Origin of the sequence: Stutzerimonas stutzeri (assembly GCF_000219605.1) — a bacterium.
Taxonomy (GTDB): domain Bacteria; phylum Pseudomonadota; class Gammaproteobacteria; order Pseudomonadales; family Pseudomonadaceae; genus Stutzerimonas; species Stutzerimonas stutzeri.
Genome location: NC_015740.1, coordinates 2,615,143 through 2,637,107, shown reverse-complemented (window position 1 = coordinate 2,637,107; position 21,965 = coordinate 2,615,143). Strand labels below are relative to the sequence as shown.

Sequence of the window (21,965 nt, the reverse complement as noted above, 5' to 3'; positions counted from 1 at the left end):
CATGCGTAAGATTCGCGAAGTACTTCGTCTCAAGTTCGAGGTCGGGCTATCGGCTCGCCAGATTGCGGTCAGCGTGCAGATCGGTCGTGTCACCGTCGGCGATTACCTCAACCGCTTTGCCGCCAGCGGCCTCAGTTGGCCCTGTTCGTTGTCCGATTCCGAGCTGGAACAGCAGCTGTTCCCACCGGCGCCGGCAGTGCCCAGCGAGCAGCGGCCACTGCCTGATTGGTCTTGGGTGCATGCCGAGCTACGCCGGCCGGGCGTGACCTTGGCGCTGCTCTGGCAGGAGTATCGCCTGAGCCAGCCGAAAGGCTTTCAGTACAGCTGGTTCTGCGAGCACTACCGGGCCTGGCAGGGCAAGCTGGACGTGGTGATGCGCCAGGAGCACCGCGTCGGCGAGAAGTTGTTCGTCGACTACGCCGGGCAGACGGTGCCGGTGATCGACCGCCACAGCGGCGAGATCCGCCAGGCGCAGGTGTTCGTCGCGGTGCTCGGTGCGTCCAGCTACACCTTCGCCGAAGCCACCTGGTCGCAGCAGCTGCCGGACTGGCTGGGCTCGCATACCCGCTGCTTTGCCTTCCTCGGCGGCGTGCCGGAGATCGTGGTGCCGGACAACCTGCGCAGCGCGGTGAGTAAGAGCCATCGCTACGAGCCGGACATCAACCCGAGCTACCGCGATCTGGCCGAGCACTATGGCGTGGCGGTGGTGCCGGCGCGGGCGCGTAAACCGCGCGACAAGGCCAAGGCCGAGGTCGGCGTGCAGGTGGTCGAGCGCTGGATCCTCGCCGCGCTGAGGAATCGGCAGTTCTTCTCCCTGGATGAACTCAACAGCGCCATCGCCTTATTGCTGGAGCGGCTCAACCGACGACCGTTTCGCAAGCTGCCGGGCTCCCGGCAGTCGGCCTTCGAAGCTCTGGATCGTCCGGCGCTGCGCCCCCTGCCGGAGCAACCCTACGTCTACGCCGAGTGGAAGAAGGCGCGGGTGCACATCGACTACCACGTCGAGGTCGATGGGCACTACTACTCGGTGCCGTACCAACTGGTGAAGAAACAACTGGAAGTACGCCTGACAGCGCGCACGGTGGAGTGCTTCCACGCCAATCAGCGGGTGGCCAGTCACCTTCGCTCAATGCACAAGGGCAGGCACAGCACGCAGGCCGAGCACATGCCCAAGAGCCATCGCGAGCATGCCGAGTGGACGCCGCAGCGGCTGATCCGCTGGGCCGAGCAGACCGGGCCGAACACGGCCGGCGTGATCCGGCACATCCTCGAACGGCGCATCCATCCGCAGCAGGGCTACCGGGCCTGCCTGGGCATCCTGCGCCTGGGCAAGACCCATGGCGAAGTGCGCTTGGAGTTGGCCTGCCGTCGCGCCCTCAGCCTCGGCGCGTGCAGCTACAAGAGCCTCGAATCGATCCTGCGCCAGGGGCTGGAAAACCTGCCGTTGGCTCAAGCCAACCTGCCCCTGCTGCCGGACGACCACGCCAACCTGCGCGGCCCCGCCTACTACCACTGACCCCAAGGAATCCCACCATGCTGCCCCATCCGACCCTGGACAAGCTCCAGACCCTGCGCCTGACCGGCATGCTCAAGGCACTCGCCGAGCAACTGAAAACCCCCGACATCAACAGCCTGAGCTTCGAGGAACGCCTCGGCCTGTTGGTCGACCGCGAACTGACCGAACGCGACGACAAGCGCCTCAGCAGCCGCCTGCGCCAGGCCCGGCTCAAGCACAACGCCTGCCTCGAAGACATCGACTACCGCAGCCCGCGCGGGCTGGATAAGGCGCTGATCCTGCAACTGAGCGGCGGCCAGTGGCTACGCGACGGCCTCAACCTGATCATCGGCGGCCCCACCGGCGTGGGTAAAACCTGGCTGGCCTGCGCCCTGGCCCACCAGGCCTGCCGAGAGGGTTACAGCGTGCGTTACCTGCGCTTGCCACGCCTGCTGGAAGAGTTGGGCCTAGCCCACGGCGACGGGCGCTTCGCCAAGCTGATGAGCGGCTATGCCAAGACCGACCTGCTGATCCTTGATGACTGGGGTCTGGCCCCGTTCACCGTTGAACAGCGCCGTGACATGCTGGAGCTACTGGACGACCGCTACGGCCAGCGCTCGACCCTCGTGACCAGCCAAATGCCCGTGGACAACTGGCACGAACTGATCGGCGATCCGACCCTGGCCGATGCCATCCTCGACCGCCTGGTGCACAACGCTTATCGGATCAACCTCAAGGGCGAATCGATGCGCAAACAGACGAAGAAATTGACGACACCGGGCACCTCAGACTAACAATGCAACCCCTGCGTCGCTGCGCTCCGACTGCCCGGCCGGATGGCCGTGGAACAGGTGGCCAGATGGCCGTGGAATGCCTGGCCAGATGAGCGTGGACTGGGTGGCCGGATGGTGTGGAATCCGCACCTAGCAACGCTCCACGCTTCTCCAAGGTGGTTCAGGAGTGCCTGGAGCAGCAGTCACAAGAAGGCGTGGCTGCGAAGACGCTATCCGACAAGCGTTCCGTGGCTGAGCTGATGACTCGGATCTTGGGTGATCTGCCTGTCGATCTCATCACTCGCCAGGATGCCCGCAAGTTCCGAGAGGTGGCACTCAAGCTGCCGCCAAGGATGAACCAGCTTCCCGAGGGGCAATCGCTGGAGCAGATCATCGAGGTCGCAACTACTACGATCAGCCTCACCACGTTCAACAATTACGTGAAGAACCTGACAACCTTCTTCTCCTACGCCATCCGTGAGGGCTACTGCGAGCGCAACCCGTTCGATGGGCTTCGGGTCAGGCAGCGAGGCAAGGTCAGCGAGGAGCGAAGCGTCTTCACTGAGGACGATCTGCGCCGTCTGTTCTCGAAGCAGGTTTACGCATCAGCCAACTCGACTCAGCCGCACAAGTACTGGCTGCCACTGCTCGGTCTTTACACCGGGGCGAGACTTAACGAGTTATGCCAGCTCTATCTGGATGATGTGGTCTGCATCAACGGCATCGACTGCCTCCACATTCGGGCGACTAGGCCCGATCAGAAGCTGAAAACCGTCACCTCGGAAAGACTCGTGCCTATCCACTCGAAGTTGAAAGCGCTGGGGTTCCTCGAGTTCGTCCAGTCGCAGCGGGAGGCTGGCCGCCAGCGTCTTTTCGCGGAGCTGACCTTGCACAAGGCACATGGTTACGCTGCGGCTCCATCCAAGTGGTTCACTCGGGTTCGTGATCAGTTGGGCTTCCGTGATGGGGCAGAGCGCAAGGACTTCCACAGCTTCCGCCACACGCTTGCTGATCACCTGAAGCAGAAGGGAATAGTCGAGTCGCTGGTCGGCGGCATTCTTGGCCACCAGAGCGGCGGGATCACGTTCAGTCGGTACGGGAAGGACTTTAGGCCGGAAGTGCTGGCTCCGGTGGTGGAAGCGGTGGACTTTGATGTTGTGGAGTGGCTTCGATAACCGAGGCATGTGTGCCTTCCTGCTGCCAGAAGCAGAATCGAGGAAGGAGCAGGGATTCGCCTTGAAGTAGAGAAGCTCTGCTCCTTTGGCTCGGTCAATATTGCATTTTCTTAGGCGGCAGCGTGCTGTTCTTCAGGCGCGGCGTCCAAAAAGTAAGCGTCAACCGTTTCGATAGTGCCAGTGGTCTCCAACAGTACCTCCGCGACCATGTAGTGATGGCCCTTAAGATCCGCTAGATAGCCGATCTCGCCATACATTTCTTCTGTCGGGGCAAAGTTGTACAGATCCTTATCGGCGGTTGACTTGCGAGTGACGACGACTTTCTGGCCAATGTTGAATGGGCGAGTTGTTTCCATTTTGATCTCCTTCTGAGTTGCGTGTTTGCCCGACGATGGTTTCAGCAGCATCTGGGGCTCCAATACTGTGTGGTAATCGCTTTCAAGGTACGCACGAAGGTAGCCAGGGATTCCTGACGCAGCGCCACGCAGTTGTCGAAGACGACAGCCTTCGGTGCCATCTCCTTGTTCTCCAGGGCGAGCTGCTCGTTCTTCTCTGCCAGCTCGGCAGCCAGACGCAGGGCTTCGGGGAACGACTGGGGAACCTTCATTGCCATCGACTCGGCGGGCTGGGTGATTGTCAGCTCGGCCTTCTTGTTGAGGATGTCGTCGATGACCATGTCGCAGAAGACTGCGAACTTCACGTCCAGCCAGCGGGCGAAGAAGACGGCCAGCTTCGGGTGACCCCAGGTGCCGGGAGTGCGCCCGCCTCGGAAAGCCTGGACGATAGGGCAGTCCGTGGATTTCACGGTTTGAGTCAGGGCTTCAACGTACTCAACAGTCTCGGGCGACCGCATGAAGTTGCTCAGGTCTTTTCCGAACTTCTTCGCAGCGTCGGTCATGTTGAAGTAGCCGTCCTCGCGGAAGGTGAAGACGTTGCCGTTGTACTCGCGGGTGATCAGTTGCTTGCTCATGTTCTGTCCTCCAGAAAAGACGAAGCCCGCTCAGAGGCGGGCTATGGGTGTTCGCTTGTAGCTGACCCGGTGAATCGTCGGGTCAGGTCAGTGGCCGATCAGGGCTTTCAGGTTCTCGGCGGTCTCCTTGGCAGCCTGGGCTTCTGCGATCAGCAGCAGGTTCTTCTCTTGCAGTCGGTCGATCTGCTCGGTGTTGCGGCTGACCTCGATGTTGTTGGTGGCGGTCAGTTGTTCGAGCTGGTCGATGGTCTTCTTGAAGGACTTGAGAATCTTGTTGAGCTGGATCATGCGGGCCTCTCGTCGGGAGGCAGGACCGAGAGTTGAACTATGCGTGTGCGGTTAGCTGGACTGGCCGATTGGGGCGCGATGCCGCTACAGCCTCGATAAAGACTGGCGCTGCCAACTATTGAGTAACGCATTCAATTCTGTACTGCAAAAGAGGCGAAAGTGGAAACGTTGAAGCGCCCAGGCGCGGTTTGCTATCTGTAGCGAATCTGACAAATGGATCGGAGGATTCAGCCAATGATCGGCAATCAATTTGGCTTCAGCGTCTCTATTGGCAAGGCACGTTTTTGCTTATTCATCGGTGACGTGTACGTCCGAGTGCCGAGGTGCTTTGAGTTGGCCTGGAATAGCTCTGGTTTCTATTTCGGTAAGGACGGAGTCTGACGCACATGGAAACCACATTCAGCAAACACGCCCTGGCTTATGATCGGTATGCACTTGTCCAGCTTTTCAAAGCGATTGAGGAGTTCCGTGGCGTTGACCCAGAGATGCCAGCACAAGGCGTGGCATTGTTCCTCTACTCGGCGATCTACCCTGGCTGCACGATGGCGGATCTGCAGAAGAACCTCGGGATGACCCAATCGTCCTGCTCAAGGAACGTCTCGGCCTTGTCGGAATGGCATCGTCTCGAAAAACCAGGACTCGGATTGATAGTGGCATCGCCAGATCCGATGGAACGCCGCAGGAAGATCGTGCAATTGACCGAGAAGGGGCAGCAACTGGCCGTCTCCCTGACCGAGGCGGTGATGAACCCGGTTCGACTGTCGTCGTTCTCGAAGGCGGCACGGTAAAAAATAACCCCCAGCACCAAGCCGATAAGTCGGCCTCCTGGCTGTCCAGGCGAAGGGTGATGGGGGTTCTGTTAGTTACTGTTTGTAGGCGCCAGCCGGAGCACCGGAAGGTTCATCTGCTGGGCTGCTTTCCATCTGCGTTTGTCTGCGGCCAGGATCTCGCTCAGCAACGGATGTTGGACGGTGCCTCCAGCAGTCGTAGCCAAGCCCGAAGCTCTCCGGCTCCTTGCCTTCCTCACTTCGCTGGCGATGCTCTTCATCAGCGAGACCCTTCTGAGGTTCTCTGCTTGGATCGAGCTACCAGCTTGAAGTCGGTCTGCCAGACGATGCAGAGCAGGTACACCAGGGGAACCAAAGGCCAGAGCAGCAGGGCGCCCAGGAAGATCAGTTCAGGCAGACGCATCAGGCTACCTCCGCTTGGGTCTTGATGTAGTCGCTCGGGTCGACGCTGTTTCCGTAGGGCTGGTTCAGTACGGCTTCGATCTGCGACAGTGTCATGCCGCCAGCCAGCATGGTCAGGGCGGAGTCGTAGGCCCGGCTGTATTGATTGAGGTCATCGGCAGTGAGGGAGTCCCGAATGGGGCGGCCTATCTTGGCTCGCCATTCGCTGGCGGACAGTCCGGTCATCACTCGGCATACGAGCGACATCAGGCACGCTTTCATCGACATAGCCTCCTGCCTGACGATGCTCTTTGGTAGCTCTCCAGACTTAGCCTTCTCGCCAGCGATGACAAACGCCCGATGAGCGACCTGATTGTCGATCTCCGTGAGCATGGAGCCCCGGATCGGGGTGTAGCGGATGAGCTTGAAGGCCAGCTCTTCCAAGTCGAGTAAGTACGAGCGGACAGCGTCTCCCTCAGCAGTCCTTGCCATCATTGCCAGATGGGCTGAGCAGTTGCGACTGAGCGAGTAGTCTGTTCTTGGGCGGCCCTTGGTCGCAGTGGTGTGTGGGGTCACTTCACCTTTTTCCATGAACACGGAAAAAGTCACTGCCTCATGATCTGTCCAACTGGGGAACTTCCCCCAGGGTTTGCCAATGTTCTCCCACAGCTTCCGGGCGTCAATGCATGGTTCTGTTCTGCTCTCAACAAAGGGAAGTATCCGGCGAACCCGGATCATCCTCTCGGTCTGCTCCTCGCTGAAGCCAAGAGTCTGCATGACGTGCTTCGGGCAGGTGGAGGGGGTGTAGTTGAAGGTCTTTCCAGTTCGTTTGCTTTTCATGGCGTAGATGTTCCTTTTGGTTCAGCCGTCAGAGTCCCTTCCATCCATGCCACCAGCTCCCATCTACAAGGGAAACACGGACGGCTCGGACGGCTGGACAAAACGGGCTGGGTTTGAGGGGGAATCTGCAAGGGATGCAGGGTTGATGCTGGTGACCTGCCCAGGAGATCCCCGGTGCCTGGATGCCATCCATGGGCCAAAGCCTGGGCAGCAGTGGTTGCCTAGGTCGCTACTGTGCTGAGGCTAGGGCTGATGGATGACAGAGGCGAATGGGGAAACTCCTGGGCGGAGTCATCTGGAGGTACATGAAGATGAGCAGGAGGTGGTCTGGCAGTGGGGCTTGGGCTTCCTGACAGCCACTGACGGGGATGATCGCTGACAACATCGTCATCGGTGATCATCGTGAACCGCCCCGGCTTTCCCGGAGGCTCCAACTCTTGAGAGGATGGAGCCATGAAGACGACGACGAAGTACTCCCCGGAAGTCCGCGAGCGAGCGGTTCGACTGGTATTGGAACATCAAGGCAACCACGAGTCGGAATGGGCAGCGATTTGCTCGATTTCTGCCAAGATCGGTTGTACCGCCGAAACACTGCGCCGTTGGGTACGCCAGGCCGAGCGCGATACTGGCAAACGTGAAGGCCAGACCAGCAGCGAACGCGAGCGGATCAAGGCGCTGGAACGTGAGGTGCGTGAGTTGCGCCAGGCCAACGAGATCCTGCGCAAGGCGTCCGCGTATTTTGCCCAGGCGGAGCTCGACCGCCGCTTCAAGCCATGAAGGCGTTCGTCGACGAGCATCGTGCGGTTTATGGAGTCGAGCCGATCTGCCGGGTACTGCCGATCGCTCCATCGACCTACTACGCCCATGCACATTGCCAGGCCGCTCCCGAGCGGCGTTCTCCGCGAACACGGCGTGACGAGGTACTGAGCGGGCATATCCAGCGGGTCTGGGAGGAGAACTTCCAGGTCTACGGCGTGCGCAAGGTCTGGCGGCAACTCAAGCGCGAAGGCGTAGTGGTGGCCCGCTGCACGGTGGAGCGACTGATGCGGCGACTGGGTCTACAAGGTGTCGTACGCGGCAAACCGGTCAAGACTACGATCAGCGACAAGGCCACCCCGTGCTCGCTGGACAAGGTCAATCGCCAGTTCCGCGCCGAGCGGCCAAACGCGCTCTGGGTGTCGGACTTCACCTACGTCAGCACGTGGCAGGGCTTCGTCTACGTGGCCTTTGTCATCGACGTATTCGCCCGGCGTATCGTCGGCTGGCGCGTGTCCAGCTCAGCCCGCACAGACTTTGTTCTCGATGCGTTGGAACAGGCGTTGTATGCCCGCCGACCGGTCGGCCAGGGCAGCCTGATCCATCACAGCGACCGTGGCGTGCAGTACGTCTCGATCCGCTATACCGAGCGCCTAGCTGAAGCTGGGGTCGAGCCCTCGGTGGGCAGCGTGGGCGACTCCTATGACAATGCCTTGGCCGAGACCATCAATGGCCTGTACAAGGCCGAGGTGATCCATCGTCGTTCCTGGCAGAATCGGGAGGCAGTGGAGCTGGCGACGCTGGAGTGGGTGGACTGGTTCAACCACCGACGGCTACTGGAGCCCATCGGGAACATGCCGCCGGCAGAGGCCGAAGCGATCTACTATCAGCAACTTACCGAGTCGGCCCAAGCGGCATGACTCACACCAAAGAGCCTCCGGAATTCCCGGGGCGGTTCATCGATCCTGTGTCAGCAGGGTTGGGGAGGCATCAAGAGCAACTTGCGGTGCAGCTTGAAGAGCATCTGGCAGTGTCCCCCGCAAGACAGACTTGATGCTGTCTCATTGCTTCGTTCTTCATTGATGGATTGATGGTAATAACCATGGATGAAGGACAGCTCAAAGACACTCATAGAGTGGCTTCGCCATCCACCGCTACACCCCGCGAGTCATCGCAGGTAGCCAGCCTCGACTGAGTGCCATCACCTCTCAGCCAGCTATGTCAGGTTCGTCATCACCCGTGACTGCTGGCCGATCTGTCGGGGCAGTGAGAGGGGCTGTACGCCTGAAGCTCAAAGTAGCAGTAGGTACTCGGCGGTCGCCTCGCTGGGCTGTTGCCTTTCCCAGGCTCGGTGCATCTCTCCGGCTGTTTGCGGCAGGTATGACCGAGCATCATGGTTGAGGATCGAACGTGCGAGATTGCGCGTTCTCCTCTCCATAACTGTGTGATAATCGATCTCCGTCGAACGTGCTGCTATCGCATCAAGTTATCTTGCTGAGCTAAGCCGGGAGTCTGGATGATCAGGAATATATACCTTGTAATCAGTGTTAGATAATCTGGCTTGATAGATAGGAATAGATCGGCCTATATCCGTGCTGGCTTTTTCTACTGCTGCTCTGATCAAATGAAGGTCGTCTGCACTTGTTCGGACTCCTACAATTACTGAAGAGAGAAAGTGCTCTCTAGAGTATGGATAAACTCCCGGCCCTCCGGTGACATCTAAAATCCTCTCTTCTTCCTCGTACTCCCAGTCAGGACTCTTGGTAAGAAGGTAGTCTTCGATGTTGCGGCCCGATGCCCCCCAATCTAAAATAGGCGTTTCTTTGCAATAATTAACTGGCATGGGGATGATGCTTTCTAAAAGCTCGCGTGGAGAATTCATGTCTATTTTGAATTCAACCACGAAGCCGCTATGATCCTTTGCGTAGTGCGCCCACATTAGTGGATTGCAAGGATTCCGGCTCACGCAAAAAACTCCGACTGTAGACATTAGGCTCTTGGCCCACTCGCCTGACTCCACGCATTTTCGTGCATTGGCAATGAACTGAGTCTTCTTCATGAGTCTCCTTGCAGGGCTTAGCCCCATGGAGTCTCCGACACGCTTTATTAAATCAGGTCTTCTTCTGAATATCTCATCGATGGATTTTAAATCGTATGCAGGTGAGCTATCGAAAGGATCGTTGAAGTTAGTCGGACTGCTAAAATAAAGGGTACCTTCCGTTATTATTTTTAGGTTGGATGGATTGCAGTCTCGGTATTTGTATCGAAATAGGCGGGTATCGGTATCCATTGTGTAGCCCCAAGAATCCGTTAATTGCAAAGAAATAATCTACGCCTACAGATGGCTTCACATGTTTTTGATGTCTTGCAAGCCCGTTTCACGCCAGCCGTCGAGATCCCCCAGTGGCTGCTCGTATCCGCGATGCTGGCGCTACTATCCTTCCTCCAGTTAGCCAAAGCCTGATCATCGATCACCTTGGTTGGCTAGGCCGCGGGCAGGAGGCCTTGATTGGCAAAGTTAGGCTGTATTATTTCTGTATCACCATGATGGTTGATTAGCGGCTTTATCCCTTCAATTTGTAAAAGTCGATGAACTAATGATGATAGCTTATCTGAAGATCGATCTTCCCCAAGAATAATGCCGCAAGACTGAAGCGTGGGGCTAGCAGGTGATTCTCCAAAAACACTTAGTGAGCCATAATGGAAACTCCTAAAAACCCCTTGGTCATCAGGGTGCAATATTGACATCGACGCAACTAAGGGCTCCGACTGTCCGATCCTGTGAATCCCATGAACATATTTCATGGTGAGATCGGGGAGATAATCCACGAAAGACTTGTCGGCATAACTATACTTGGCGTCAAGTATGATTAGGCGAATCGAATTATTGGGGCGCGTTACCTTTATCGCAATGTCAGGAACTCTCTTGCTATTTATACCTGTCTGGCTGCGAGGCCTTACTTTTTTAGATTCTTTGTTTATGGTGTACCCCTCGCTATTGATTATGCCGTCTACTTGCTGCAGCTTATGACCGGCTGCCCAGAATTCTGGCTCCCGAAGTATTTCGATGGAGTGCCCATTTTGATCGATAAATGACGTGCACAACGGGCGATCTTTAATCTTGCTGCTTGGGCTATCACTTTTGTCTAGGAACTGATTTGCAGCTTCCAAAACCCTGAAATAGCTATATGCTTCAAAGAGCATTGGAATGCTCTCGATTGCAAATAGGTTTTCGTAAGCGCTCCAGTCTACCTGCCCCTTTTCATGCCACTTGATTATTTCAAGAAACAAGTCTCTGTAAGCATGTTTTCCATGAGCCTTAGGTGTAATAATCGGGCGTTCTAAGATAGATATCTTTACAGGAACCTTTCGCTCAAGTAAGGTTTTAAATTGATTTAGAATTGAGATTAGCGCGTCAATCTTGTTTATTTGAGTGCCTATTAATTGAGCTTTAAATCGAGTCGCCTTTTCAAAGAAAGATATGTATCCAGTAGGTAGATTTGTAGCATTTGCTCGTTTGGCTATCTCCGAGTCCATACGGGTGCCTAATGTCTGCGCAGTTCTGATTAATTGGTCAATGAATCCATGAATCACTCGATTCTCGTAAATATCAGTCTGCTCGGCGAGTACTGGAAGGAGCAGGGCGGATGCTTTGAAATGATCCCCATCGTAATAAATATGAGCATCTTCTGAGTGATCTGTTGATTGAAGTACAGATAAATTCTCCATCAGCCATCCAATAGAGGAGTCATCTAACTCTTCTCGCCCACTCAGGGGGATGAGCTTATGCTCTGGAACCAGTCGTGTAAGCGGGTTATGCAGAACATGGGGCAGTAAGTCTTTGAGAGCTAAAATAGCGTGCTCTAGGCGTTCAAAAGCATAGTTTGGAGATACCAAGCCATCTTCGAATCCTACTGTATGCCGAGTTGCGCTAAATACTGAATGGAGCGCCTCGCTGGAAATACTGGCCAGGTACTCAAACATTTTCTCAACTTTGTCAGCTGAGCTCTTGGTGGCAGCAACTTGTAGTGGCTGAAAGTTAACCAGGTCGATGAGCTCTAGATTTTCATTAAAGAGAAGCACATTAAGCTCTGCAATTCCGAAGTAATTCCAGAACAACTTGCTATTTGTTGCATATTCCCTGGCATCTGGCGACCAAATGAATTTTACTAGATCGAGATCCTCCTCGCAGTCCACAGTTCTGGAGCATGTAATGCTATGTTGGTAGAGCTGCAGCACCGCTGAGCGATATTTCTTCGGGACTAATAACTCGAATTGAATTATCTCATCCTCTAGCACCCAAGGTATTTCCGCCTCGGGCGCTGAAGACAAGTCCTTTAGGCTGAATCTGTGGCCTCGACGACTGCCATTTTTAATTTCAAAATGAAGTTCCATGGAGGCCCCTTAAAAGAACGAGTAAGTTCCAGTAAAGTCATTGCCGCTTGTCAGGATTCTCTCAAGATGTTTGTTAGAGCGCGGGAAAGCCTTTCCAAGTGCATCTTGTACTTTTAGAATTCTATTCCTGAATTTAGAGCCGTAACCCTCAATGTGAGGCAATATATGTTGAGATACGGCAAAATCAAATGCAACATCCGGATCCATAAGTTCGTTAGCCACTGCAGCCGTATAGTAATTCGTAATGGCTGCGCGCTTTCGATGAGATATTCTCACCGGCTGCCCAAGCTCTGCGTCACGCTGACCTAGGGTTGTAATTAACTCCTCCAAGAGAACTTTGTGGGACGTAGATAGCTCTGCGTCATCGCTTGTACTTTTAAAGAATTTCTCAAATAGCGCGTAGTCGATTGCGCCATCAAGCATCAAGTCTTTTGTTTCAAAGCCATAGTCTATATCATCTTCATGATCAATCGAAATAACTGGAACTCGGTCTATCAATCTAGAAGATAAGCGCTCTGTAGTTGAATCATGGTTTATTGTTGCGATAAAGCGGACGTTTTTTCCCACTTTGAGGTAGCGCTTAGCCGGGTCGGGCATTCCAGTATCTATCGGGCGATTACGGCCTTCTTCATCACACATGCCCAAAAAATCAGACCAGTAGTGTTCCATTGGAGAAAGATTTGCCTCATCCAGCAACACCATTTGTAGAGTGCGTGTTCCAGAGTCCTTCCTATCAAGGAAATCATAAAGACCAGTACGGGCACGTTGGTACGTACTATTCAAGCTATTGTAGAATCCCAAGATATCTCGCCCCGAAACCCAGCCGCGTGAAACTGGCATATAGAGAAAGTTTTTATGAGTGTCAGGAGATCCTAATTTTAAAGCTTGAGCCATACGAACTACGGTAGATGTCTTCCCTACCCCAGGAGGCCCAGCGAGCACAGTTAGGAACGACTGCGTAGTGCTAATTAGTAGATTGCTCAGTTCTGCACTGGAAAATGTCTTACCGTTATCCCAGTCAAGATAACTTCTTACGCGATCCACGAGGTCAGAGGCATGGGCTGGATTAATAGATGCAAAGTCTACAGGTGCATATTCGATCTGAGATTCCTGCGTGACATTTCCGCCTTTTAAAACTCTGCCAATTACATGGTACTCACTGATTCTTTTTGAAAGCTCATCGGTGTTTTGAAGCTGGTCTTGATAGGCTTTGGCGGCAACTTCGAGTCGCTTATTGTTTTCTTGATAGAAAATATCTGCGCGCTCCATTGCTTCAATATTATTTGCAATATTTAGGCGCGAGCAAATTTCTTCCAGCTCTATTGTTTTTTGCTCTAATGCTTTTTCTTTATTATTTATTTCTTCTTGAAGCTGTTGTTCGCGCGCCCGCATGAGCTCCTGAATTTGCTCGTCTGCTTCAGCTTTTACATCAGCAATCTTTTGTTCCGCTTCTGCTTTTGCTTTCTCCACTTTTCCGTGAACGCTTGTTAACTCATCTTGTTTTGTGTTGATTTGTGCTTCAATGGTATAGAGTTTTTGTTTTAGTTCGGTTTCGCGACGATCAACGTCATTCTTGATTTTTTGAATATGAGCGCCAAGTAGCGTCTCTTGATTGGCTTCAACATACTGGGTTAAAAATCTGGCTCCAGCTGTTGATTCAAAGTAATCCTTGACTATTTGGTATCCGACATCAGATTCACTAAGGTATCTATTTAGCATACCTTTTAGACGTTCTAGACGCTCATCCTTTGTATTCGACGCGCGTCGAAGACGCTCGAACTCAGCGATAGAGGTTGATAGTCTCTCAGCTTCTTTCTTAGAAATATTTTTGGTGTTTTTTCCAACTTGAAGCTTGTTGAAGTGCTTAATAAGTTTGCGGTCGGCTAAGAAATCCTGCGTCGTATGCCGATGGTTGGCCAGGTCATTCGCCGAGGTTAGAAAGGTACAGTTCTGTCCATTAATTGTTATATTAACTAGGCAATCATATATCTCGCGGGTATCGAATACTCCTAAATAATCTGTTCCGAAGGAAAGCTTCGGTGTTGCCGCAGCCTCTACAACTTGTGTTGATTCGCCAGGCGCGGTTGAGGCTTGAACTGGCCCGTAAAGTTTGTACTCATCATTGTCTAAAATAAAGAATAACCCTGAAGGGGCTTTTACTGACTCACTTAGAATTCCTGTCTCTATTGGCGGAAGTTTGCAATTTACTACCGGAAGCAAGCTATTAGGAGGGAGAGGTGTTGCGTCCTTGCCCATTGCCCAGTAGCGATCAATGCCATGTTCTTCTGTTTTTTGCTCGTCTTTATGGTGTTCTTCGATTATAAATAGCTGATTTTCCTCATACGAGGTATCGATTATAGAATAACCTTTTGAAATGTAGACGCCGGATGGAAATCTAGATTTTTCTAAAGTGCGATAGTTGCCATTTTCATCTATTAGTAACACTGGCTTTACAACGCCGCGATCCTCCCCTACCACGCGGTCTTTGTAAACAACTAGGCTTTCTATTTTACTCATTATGAAGCTCTCTCTTTCTTGCCTTTGAATTAATGTGAAACATCAGGAGGCATTCCCGATATAGGTAATTTAGCTTTAGAGATAATCGAATAGTATCTGCCAGCTATTACTGCTATTCAGATAGACTCATCTTTGATTTCTACTTTATTGAGATTGGAGCTAGGGGTTAGCTTGAGCATCACCAGCATCCTTGCGTAAACAGACCTTTTGAACTTGATTATCTACACTAGGTTATTGCTTTTTCACAAGTATTTTTTAGTGGCATATTGCCATTCGATCTAGCTTAGCTGCGCGTGTCTGTGGATGAGCCGATGTTAAAGGTCTACTAGGTTCTGTACGAAAAGTCTGAACGGTCAAAATCGGCGCCATGACAGGCTGGAGGCCCGCATGGCAAAACGCTACGAACGCCCAGATGCGGCTTTGGAGCTGATCGCCGATTTGGTTACCCCTCAGACAGAAAATGGGGCGACCTCGCAGTGAAGATCGACTGATGCTCAACGGCATCTTCTGGATCTTTTGCTCCGGTGCTGCCTGGCGCGATCTTCCGGAGCGATTTGGCCCATGGTCGACTGCATATCAACGCTTTCGTGATTGGGGAGACTACGGCACGTTCGACCAGGCGTTTGAACGTTTACACATCCGCCTGAATCAGGACGGGCTGATCGATCTGGATACCTAGATGATCGACTCCACGGTGGTGCGAGCAACCCGAATCTCTTCTGGCGCTGGGGAAAAGGGGTGGCACAAGAGCCGGTAGACCATGCGCAGGAGCGCAGCAGGGGAGGCCTGACTGCCAAGATTCATATGGTTTGCGATGCCACGGCATCTCCCTACGTTTTTTGCTGTCGTCGGGTCAGGCCAGCAACATCTCGATGCACAAGCACTCATGGATCAGATTCCTATCCTTGGCAAACAAGGTCGTCTTGCAAGCGCTGTCGCTGGTTGCTTGCAGACAAAGGCTACGATGCCGAGCGTTTGCGGCAGTACTGTGATCGTTACCGGACGCAGCCTGTGATTCCGCAGCGAACCATAGAGCGTAAGCTCAAGCCGGGGCTGCCTCGACTGTTCGACCGCCCGGAATACCGGCACCTGAACATCAGCGAGCGAATGTTCGGCTGGCTGAAGGAGAATCGCAGAATTGGCAGTCGCTACGACAAGCTGGCAAGAAGTTTGGCCGCTATGGTCACTCTGTCTTGCACGCTGCAGTGCTTACAACAGTGCTTTTCGTACACAGCCTAGTAGACTTAAAGCAAAAAATAAGACGTACCAAGCCAGCTTCGTCGTAATTTTCAGGCTTGCAAATGGCTGGCTACGGGGCTCTGCAAGCCCGCTTCACGGCAGCCGTTGAGATCCCCCAGTGCTTCGCGGTATCCGTAATGCTGGCCTCGTTCTCTTTCCTCCAGATAGCCACGGCCTGATCATCGATTACCTTGGGTGCCCCCAGCTTCTTGCCCTGTGCCCTGGCTCGCTCGATCCCGGCCATCTGGCGGGCTTTGATGTTGGCTCGCTCCAGCTCCGCTACGGCAGCCAGCATGGTGAGCATGGCTTTGCCTACCGGGCTGGATAGGTCGAATCCTTCGCGCATCGAGACCACGGTCACGCCCTTGGCCTTAAGGGCTTCCACTGTCTCCAGCACGTCGATGGTGTCTCTGCCTAGGCGGTCGATGGCGGCCACGACAACCGTGTCTCCCTTCCTGGCGTAGGCATGGAGTGCCTTGAAGCCTTCCCGCTGCAGTGCCTTAGTGGCCCCGCTAGTGGCCTCATCGGAGAACCACTCGTTCACATTGAAGCGTTGGCTGATGGCGTGGCGCTGGGCCTCGGTGGTCTGGTCGTCGGTACTGACTCGTACGTAGGCGATGGTGGCGGTCATGGCTGATAGCTCCTTGAGCGCTATGGTGGATCTTAAAGCTGGCTCAAGATGCTATTGAGTGGATCGGTAGAAATCAACAGTTCTGATCCATCTAGAGGCCACGTCGTTTCGTCTGGCTCAAGCTGTGCTCAGGTTGGCTCGGAAGGTACACCTTCTGATCCACCCCCTGAGTGCGCACGGGAACCCATCTCGCGGTCTTGCGGGCTGATCTGTCCTTCCATCGAGACCTCTGGCCAGAGCGCGGTACTCGTTCACATGGAAGTGAGATCGAGGCCCGTGGGGTGGTCGTCGTGCCCCGGCTCACCCTCGCTGTCGACAGGGAAGCCTGAGCATCGTGTTTGATCGGGGAGGGGGTGCCCTGTTTTTTCAGGCGAGGAGGGGTGGGTACCGGGGGGAATCGAGTGGGACGGCTCGATGGATAGGGGCTCGCATTTTTTGCAAAAAATGGCCGGTGGGGTGTGGCCAGGTGATCCAAAAGGGATCCAGAAGTGATCCGAAACGGTGATCCAAAGTGCTCGCAACGGCATACGTCAGCTCTATAGAATGGCGTCCAACTTGAAAGCAGTGTGATGAGCAATAATCGCTGGAAGCCAGGATTTACGAGGGCTGCCGGTCCCCTCGCAACGATCAGCCGTGAACCCGGTCAGGCCCGGAAGGGAGCAGCCGCAGCGGTGACATTGTGTGCCGGGGTGTGGCTGGCAGGGTTCACCTCCATAACGACCTTCTCGCGTCCCCCTTCTTGATTCACGACGGCCGGTTGTCCGTGGCCTGAGTGTGCGCGCCTGTCCTGTCCCTTCGGTTGTTAGTCACGCGGTTCTTCACCCCGGATCGGCTCATGTATCCTGCGCGGCATTTTCAAAGGCGCCGTCGCCGTTAACGGTTCAAGGAGCATGCTTTGTCGGTCAGGGCGAGTTGGGACATTTTCTGCGCGGTCGTGGATAACTTCGGTGACATCGGCGTCACTTGGCGCCTGGCCCGTCAGCTGGCTGCCGAGCACGGCCAGCAGGTGCGGCTGTGGGTGGACGATCTGGATACCTTCGCCCGGCTGTGCCCGGCGGCCAGCGCGCAGGCTGATCAACAGATGCACGAGGGCGTCGATGTCCGCCGCTGGTCCAGCCAGTGGCTGGGTGCCGAGCCGGCCGATGTCGTCATCGAGGCGTTCGCCTGCAACCTGCCGCAGGCCTATATCAACGCCATGGCCGCGAGCGGGCGGCGTATCCTCTGGCTGAATCTCGAATACCTCAGCGCCGAGGACTGGATCGTCGGATGCCATGCGTTGCCGTCCTTGCAGCCCAACGGTGTACAGAAGTACTTCTTCTTTCCCGGCTTCGAGGCCGAGACCGGTGGCCTCATCCGCGAGGCGGACCTGATGCTGCGCCGCGCCAGCTTTCAGGGCGATCCTGAGCGGCAGGCCGGTTTTCTCGCGACGCTGGGCGTGGTGCGCCAGCCGGAGGCGCGTTTGCTGTCGCTGTTCGCCTACGAGAACACAGCCGTTGCTGGCTGGCTGGACGTGCTTGCCGCCGACTCACGCGTCAATCAGCTGCTGGTGCCAGAGGGGCGGGTGCTGGGCGATGTCGCGGCCTGGCTGGGTGTTGCGACGCTCGAGCCGGGGGCCTGCCACCAGCGCGGTAGCCTGCAGATCTCCATCGTGCCGTTCATGACGCAGGACGAGTACGACCTGCTGCTGTGGAGCTGCGACTTCAACGCGGTGCGCGGCGAGGAGTCGTTCATCCGTGCCCAGTGGGCGGGGCGTCCGCTGGTGTGGCACATCTATCCGCAGGAGGACGACGCGCACTGGGACAAGCTCAATGCATTTCTCGAGCTCTACTCGCAGGGGCTATCGCCTGCTGCCGCTTCGGCGCTGCGAGAGTTCTGGCATGCGTGGAACGCGGGAAAGGGCGCCGAGCAGGCGTGGACCGGATTGCTGGGCCAATACCCGACGCTACTGGAGCACGCCGAAACCTGGACCCACGCGCAGGTCGCCAATGGCGATCTGGCCGGAAAGCTGGTGTTTTTTTACACGGATTGGCTATGATACGCGGCCTGTTTTTTTGTCTCTAATTCCCTTCGGATATTTCGTATGAAAACCGCACAAGAGTTCCGTGCCGGCCAGGTGGCCATCATCAACGGCGCACCCTGGGTCATCCAGAAAGCCGAGTTCAACAAGTCCGGCCGCAACAGTGCCGTGGTCAAGATGAAGCTGAAGAACCTGCTCAACGGTTCGGCTACCGAGACCGTTTACAAGGCTGACGACAAGCTGGAGCCGGTCATTCTCGAGCGCAAGGAAGTGACCTACTCCTACTTCGCCGACCCGCTGTACGTCTTCATGGACAACGAGTTCAACCAGTACGAAATCGAAAAAGACGACCTGGAAGGCGTGATGACCTTCATCGAAGACGGCATGACCGACGTCTGCGAAGCGGTCTTCTACAACGACAAGGTGATCTCCGTCGAACTGCCGACCACCATCGTTCGCGAAATCGCCTACACCGAGCCGTCCGTACGTGGCGACACTTCCGGCAAGGTCATGAAGACCGCCCGCCTGAAGAACGGTGCCGAGCTGCAGGTTTCCGCTTTCTGTGAAATCGGCGACTCGATCGAGATCGATACCCGTACCGGCGAGTACAAGTCCCGCGTCAAGGCCTGATCCTCGGCCTGCGGTGGACAGAAAAAAAGCCCAGCTCGATGCTGGGCTTTTTCGTTTCTGTGCGCGTGTCAGCTCGCCCAGATCCAGCCGACCAGGCCGTAGCAGAGCAGGGAAACCAGCAGCACACCGAACAGGTTGAGCACGAAGCCGGCCTTGATCATCGCCTGGATCGGCAACTGTCCCGTGCCGAATACGATGGCGTTGGGTGGTGTCGCGACTGGCATCATGAAGGCGCAGCTGGCAGCGACCGCGGCCGGAATCGCCAGCATTTCCGGGGACCGCCCCTGGGCCACGGCAAGCGCACCGAGCAATGGCAGGAAGGCCGCTGCAGTCGCGGTATTGGAGGTGATTTCGGTGAGGAAGATGATCACCGTCACCACCAGCGCGATCATCGCCAGCAGGGGCAGGGCATCGAAGGCGCCGAGGCTGCTGGCGATCCATTCGGCCAGCCCGGACACACCGATGACGCCGGCCAGCGAGAGGCCGCCGCCGAACAGCAGCAGCACGCCCCACGGCGCCTTGTTGGCCTGTTCCCAATCCATCAGAAACACCCGTTTGTGCAGGTCAACTGGAATCAGGAACAGTGCGATCGCTGCGGCCATGGCAATGCTGGTGTCGTTCACGCCGTCGATATAGTCGGCCAGCAGTGGCTGGAAGATCCAGGCCGCCGCTGCCAGCACGAACACCACGGCGACCATTTTTTCGGCACGCGACATCGGCCCGAGTGCGGCCATTTCCTTTTCGAGCAGACCACGGCTGTCGCCCCCCGCGAGGCGAAAACCGCCGCGGGTGAGCGACCACCAGATGAAGACCAGCATGCCGATGCTCAGCGGCAGGCCCAGCAGCATCCACTGGCCGAAGCCGATCTGGACGTCGTAGTTCTCCCGCATGAACGCCGCCAGCAGGGCATTGGGCGGGGTGCCGATGAGCGTAGCGATGCCGCCGACGCTGGCCGAATAGGCGATGCCCAGCAGCAGCGCCACGGCGAACCGCGCGCCTTCCTTTTCCTCGCTGCCGGCGATCAGCAGGCCGATGACCGACAGGCCGATGGGCAGCATCATGATGCTGGTCGCCGTATTGCTCACCCACATACTGATGAACGCCGTGGCGATCATGAAGCCGGCGATCTGCCGGCTCGGCTGGTTACCCACCGCCAGCAGCGTCGCCAGGGCGATGCGTTTGTGCAGGTTCCAGCGCTGCATCGCCAGGCCGAGCAGAAAACCGCCGAGGAAGAGAAAGATGGTCGGGTTGGCGTAGGGCGCGGTGGCCTTGGCCAGGGTATCGATGTCGAGCAGGGGTATCAGCAGAATCGGCAACAGCGAGGTCGCCGGGATCGGTATCGCCTCGGTCGACCACCAGACGGCCATCAGCGCGGCCAGGCCCACGGTCAGCCAGGCCTTTTCCGAAAGGCCGCCGGGTGGGTCGGTTAGGATGCAGGCCAGCAACAGCAGTGGGCCCAGGATCAGGCCGATCCACGCGGCCAGTACGGCGCCCCGGCCTTGAGATGATTCCGCCATTTTCGTCCTCTTCGAAACTGCGCTATCGAAAGCGGGGCCGTGCGGACTGAACCCGCGCGGCCCCTACTTAGGCGGACAGGGCCGGCGGGGTTTCGTTTCGTGCGCGCGGGCGGTGCTGCCCGCGCAGAGGGGCCGAGAGGCTCAGTCCGGTCGGACCTGCTTCAGGGTTTCGGCGATCATGAAGGCCATTTCCAGCGACTGGTCGGCGTTCAGGCGCGGGTCGCAATGGGTGTGGTAGCGATCGCAGAGGCCGGCCTCGGTGATCGGGCGCGAGCCACCGATGCACTCGGTGACGTTCTGCCCGGTCATCTCGATATGGATGCCCCCCGGATAACTGCCTTCGGCGCGGTGCACGTCGAAGAACTGGCGGACTTCGGCAAGTACGCGCTCGAAGTCTCGCGTCTTGTAGCCGCTGGATGCCTTCATGGTGTTGCCATGCATCGGGTCGGAACTCCACAACACCTGGCGTCCCTCGTTCTGCACCGCGCGCACCAGGCGTGGCAGGCCAGCTTCCACCTTGTCGGCACCCATGCGCACGATCAGGTTCAGGCGGCCGGGGTCGTTCTGCGGATTGAGGATGTCGATCAGGCGAATCAGCTCATCCGTATCCATGCTGGGGCCGACCTTCACCCCGATGGGGTTGCCGACGCCGCGCAGGAACTCCACGTGAGCGCCGTCCAGCTGACGGGTGCGATCACCGATCCACAGCATGTGCGCGGAACAGTCGTACCAGCCGCCGCTGAGGCTGTCCTGGCGCACGAAGGCCTGCTCGTAATTGAGCAGCAGTGCTTCATGGGCGGTGAAGAAGCTGGTTTCGCGCAGCTGCGGCGCGCCGTCCAGGCCGCAGGCACGCATGAACTTCAGTGTTTCGTCGATGCGCGCGCCGAGCTGGTGATACTTCTCGGCCAGCAGCGAGTTGGCGATGAAATCGAGGTTCCACTGGTGCACCTGATGCAAGTCGGCGAAACCGCCCTGGGCGAAGGCGCGCAGCAGGTTCAGGCTGGCAGTGGACTGGTGGTAGGCCTGCAGCAGGCGCTCCGGATCGGGTACACGGCTTTTGGCGTTGAAGTCGATGCCGTTGACGATGTCGCCGCGGTACGCCGGCAGCGTAACGCCGTCGATGGTTTCATCACCTGCCGAGCGTGGCTTGGCGAACTGACCGGCCATGCGTCCGACCTTCACCACCGGACAGCCGGCGGCGAAGGTCATGACGATTGCCATCTGCAGCAGCACTTTGAAGGTGTCGCGAATCTTGGTCGCCGAGAATTCGGCGAAGCTCTCGGCGCAGTCGCCGCCCTGCAGCAGGAACGCTCGCCCGCGCGTGACCTCGGCGAACTGCCGCCTGAGCTCCCGCGCCTCGCCGGCGAAGACCAACGGCGGCAACCCGGCGAGCGTGCGCTCGACGCGCTTGAGGTGCTCGGCATCCGGATATTCGGGTTGCTGCTGAATCGGCTTGTTTCTCCAGCTGTCGGGGCTCCAGGCGTGGCTCATGGTCATTCCAGATCGAAAGATGAATGGCGCGAGTTTACCTGATGCATCCGGCGCCCGGAGAT

The 21,965-nt window shown here is 56.4% G+C and carries 18 protein-coding genes, 1 other RNA gene, 1 pseudogene and 1 other annotated feature; of the genes and pseudogenes, 9 read left to right on the top strand and 11 right to left on the bottom strand.

What is annotated here, in order from left to right; genetic code table 11:
- The first annotated feature begins 1 nt into the window (after position 1).
- The 3 genes from istA to PSTAB_RS12110 all read left to right on the top strand — a co-directional run bounded on the left by istA (position 2) and on the right by PSTAB_RS12110 (position 3,443).
- A complete protein-coding gene (gene istA / locus PSTAB_RS12120; protein WP_013981288.1) occupies positions 2-1,516 on the top strand; it encodes an IS21 family transposase in 1,515 nt (504 codons plus the stop codon).
- Between the two features lie 17 nt (positions 1,517-1,533).
- Entirely contained in the window at positions 1,534-2,289 is a 756-nt protein-coding gene (istB, locus tag PSTAB_RS12115; RefSeq protein ID WP_013981287.1) for an IS21-like element helper ATPase IstB, read from the top strand.
- A gap of 116 nt (positions 2,290-2,405) precedes the next feature.
- On the top strand, positions 2,406-3,443 hold the full coding sequence (locus PSTAB_RS12110; protein ID WP_232244005.1) for a site-specific integrase: 1,038 nt from the start codon (positions 2,406-2,408) through the stop codon (positions 3,441-3,443).
- Between the two features lie 110 nt (positions 3,444-3,553).
- Here PSTAB_RS12110 and PSTAB_RS12105 read toward each other — a convergent pair whose 3' ends face one another.
- The 3 genes from PSTAB_RS12105 to PSTAB_RS12095 all read right to left on the bottom strand — a co-directional run bounded on the left by PSTAB_RS12105 (position 3,554) and on the right by PSTAB_RS12095 (position 4,701).
- Positions 3,554-3,850 carry a hypothetical protein gene (locus PSTAB_RS12105; RefSeq protein WP_041771754.1) on the bottom strand — a complete coding sequence of 99 codons (297 nt, stop codon included), beginning with the start codon at positions 3,848-3,850 and terminating at the stop codon, positions 3,554-3,556.
- Positions 3,841-4,413 (bottom strand): KilA-N domain-containing protein, encoded by a 573-nt coding sequence (locus PSTAB_RS20925; RefSeq protein WP_013983133.1) that lies wholly within the window; start codon positions 4,411-4,413, stop codon positions 3,841-3,843. Before PSTAB_RS20925 ends, PSTAB_RS12105 begins: the two co-directional genes overlap by 10 nt.
- Before the next feature lie 87 nt (positions 4,414-4,500).
- Positions 4,501-4,701, bottom strand: coding sequence for a hypothetical protein (locus tag PSTAB_RS12095; protein WP_013983132.1), 201 nt, complete (start codon positions 4,699-4,701; stop codon positions 4,501-4,503).
- 386 nt (positions 4,702-5,087) lie between these two features.
- On the opposite strand from PSTAB_RS12095, the gene PSTAB_RS12090 reads away from it, so the two are divergent.
- Positions 5,088-5,489, top strand: coding sequence for a MarR family winged helix-turn-helix transcriptional regulator (locus PSTAB_RS12090; protein ID WP_041771753.1), 402 nt, complete (start codon positions 5,088-5,090; stop codon positions 5,487-5,489).
- A 259-nt stretch (positions 5,490-5,748) separates the two neighbouring features.
- Here PSTAB_RS12090 and PSTAB_RS21790 read toward each other — a convergent pair whose 3' ends face one another.
- Positions 5,749-5,892 carry a hypothetical protein gene (locus PSTAB_RS21790; protein WP_013983129.1) on the bottom strand — a complete coding sequence of 48 codons (144 nt, stop codon included), beginning with the start codon at positions 5,890-5,892 and terminating at the stop codon, positions 5,749-5,751.
- Positions 5,892-6,710: an antA/AntB antirepressor family protein gene (locus PSTAB_RS21585; protein ID WP_148263415.1), complete on the bottom strand. Its 819-nt coding sequence runs from the start codon at positions 6,708-6,710 to the stop codon at positions 5,892-5,894. The genes PSTAB_RS21790 and PSTAB_RS21585 overlap by 1 nt, the downstream gene beginning before the upstream one ends.
- 453 nt (positions 6,711-7,163) lie before the next feature.
- Between PSTAB_RS21585 and PSTAB_RS12075 the strand changes: the two genes are divergently transcribed.
- Positions 7,164-8,386 (top strand): IS3 family transposase gene (locus PSTAB_RS12075; protein WP_095460747.1). Its coding sequence is split into 2 segments (ribosomal slippage): positions 7,164-7,449 and positions 7,449-8,386, totalling 1,224 coding nucleotides; the frame shifts between segments, so codons are not numbered across the junction.
- Positions 7,442-7,558: a sequence feature (AL1L pseudoknot), on the top strand. Its footprint overlaps the gene before it by 117 nt.
- A 566-nt stretch (positions 8,387-8,952) precedes the next feature.
- Here the strand turns inward: PSTAB_RS12075 and PSTAB_RS21275 are convergent.
- The 3 genes from PSTAB_RS21275 to PSTAB_RS20960 all read right to left on the bottom strand — a co-directional run bounded on the left by PSTAB_RS21275 (position 8,953) and on the right by PSTAB_RS20960 (position 14,378).
- Positions 8,953-9,756: a DUF2971 domain-containing protein gene (locus tag PSTAB_RS21275; RefSeq protein ID WP_080564984.1), complete on the bottom strand. Its 804-nt coding sequence runs from the start codon at positions 9,754-9,756 to the stop codon at positions 8,953-8,955.
- 194 nt (positions 9,757-9,950) lie between these two features.
- Positions 9,951-11,861, bottom strand: a complete 1,911-nt coding sequence (locus PSTAB_RS21580; protein WP_013983127.1) for a hypothetical protein — start codon at positions 11,859-11,861, stop codon at positions 9,951-9,953.
- Between the two features lie 9 nt (positions 11,862-11,870).
- The gene (locus tag PSTAB_RS20960; protein ID WP_013983126.1) at positions 11,871-14,378 is read right to left on the bottom strand and encodes an AAA family ATPase; all 2,508 of its coding nucleotides are present in this window, start codon (positions 14,376-14,378) and stop codon (positions 11,871-11,873) included.
- A 387-nt stretch (positions 14,379-14,765) separates the two neighbouring features.
- Between PSTAB_RS20960 and PSTAB_RS21270 the strand changes: the two are divergent.
- Positions 14,766-15,617: pseudogene (locus PSTAB_RS21270) on the top strand (IS5 family transposase).
- A 70-nt stretch (positions 15,618-15,687) separates the two neighbouring features.
- Here the strand turns inward: PSTAB_RS21270 and PSTAB_RS12050 are convergent.
- Entirely contained in the window at positions 15,688-16,248 is a 561-nt protein-coding gene (locus PSTAB_RS12050; protein WP_013983123.1) for a recombinase family protein, read from the bottom strand.
- A gap of 607 nt (positions 16,249-16,855) precedes the next feature.
- On the opposite strand from PSTAB_RS12050, the gene ffs reads away from it, so the two are divergent.
- The 3 genes from ffs to efp all read left to right on the top strand — a co-directional run bounded on the left by ffs (position 16,856) and on the right by efp (position 18,895).
- Positions 16,856-16,952, top strand: an RNA gene (gene ffs / locus PSTAB_RS20955) — signal recognition particle sRNA small type.
- 191 nt (positions 16,953-17,143) lie between these two features.
- Positions 17,144-18,283, top strand: a complete 1,140-nt coding sequence (gene earP / locus PSTAB_RS12045) for an elongation factor P maturation arginine rhamnosyltransferase EarP (protein WP_013983122.1) — start codon at positions 17,144-17,146, stop codon at positions 18,281-18,283.
- A gap of 45 nt (positions 18,284-18,328) precedes the next feature.
- Positions 18,329-18,895: an elongation factor P gene (efp, locus tag PSTAB_RS12040; RefSeq protein WP_011913626.1), complete on the top strand. Its 567-nt coding sequence runs from the start codon at positions 18,329-18,331 to the stop codon at positions 18,893-18,895.
- Positions 18,896-18,963: 68 nt separating this feature from the next.
- On the opposite strand, the gene PSTAB_RS12035 is transcribed toward efp, so the two are convergent.
- Together PSTAB_RS12035 and PSTAB_RS12030 are read right to left on the bottom strand one after the other, a co-directional pair.
- Positions 18,964-20,412, bottom strand: coding sequence for an SLC13 family permease (locus PSTAB_RS12035; protein WP_013983121.1), 1,449 nt, complete (start codon positions 20,410-20,412; stop codon positions 18,964-18,966).
- Positions 20,413-20,553: 141 nt separating this feature from the next.
- Entirely contained in the window at positions 20,554-21,903 is a 1,350-nt protein-coding gene (locus tag PSTAB_RS12030) for a class II 3-deoxy-7-phosphoheptulonate synthase (RefSeq protein ID WP_013983120.1), read from the bottom strand.
- Positions 21,904-21,965: the final 62 nt, after the last annotated feature.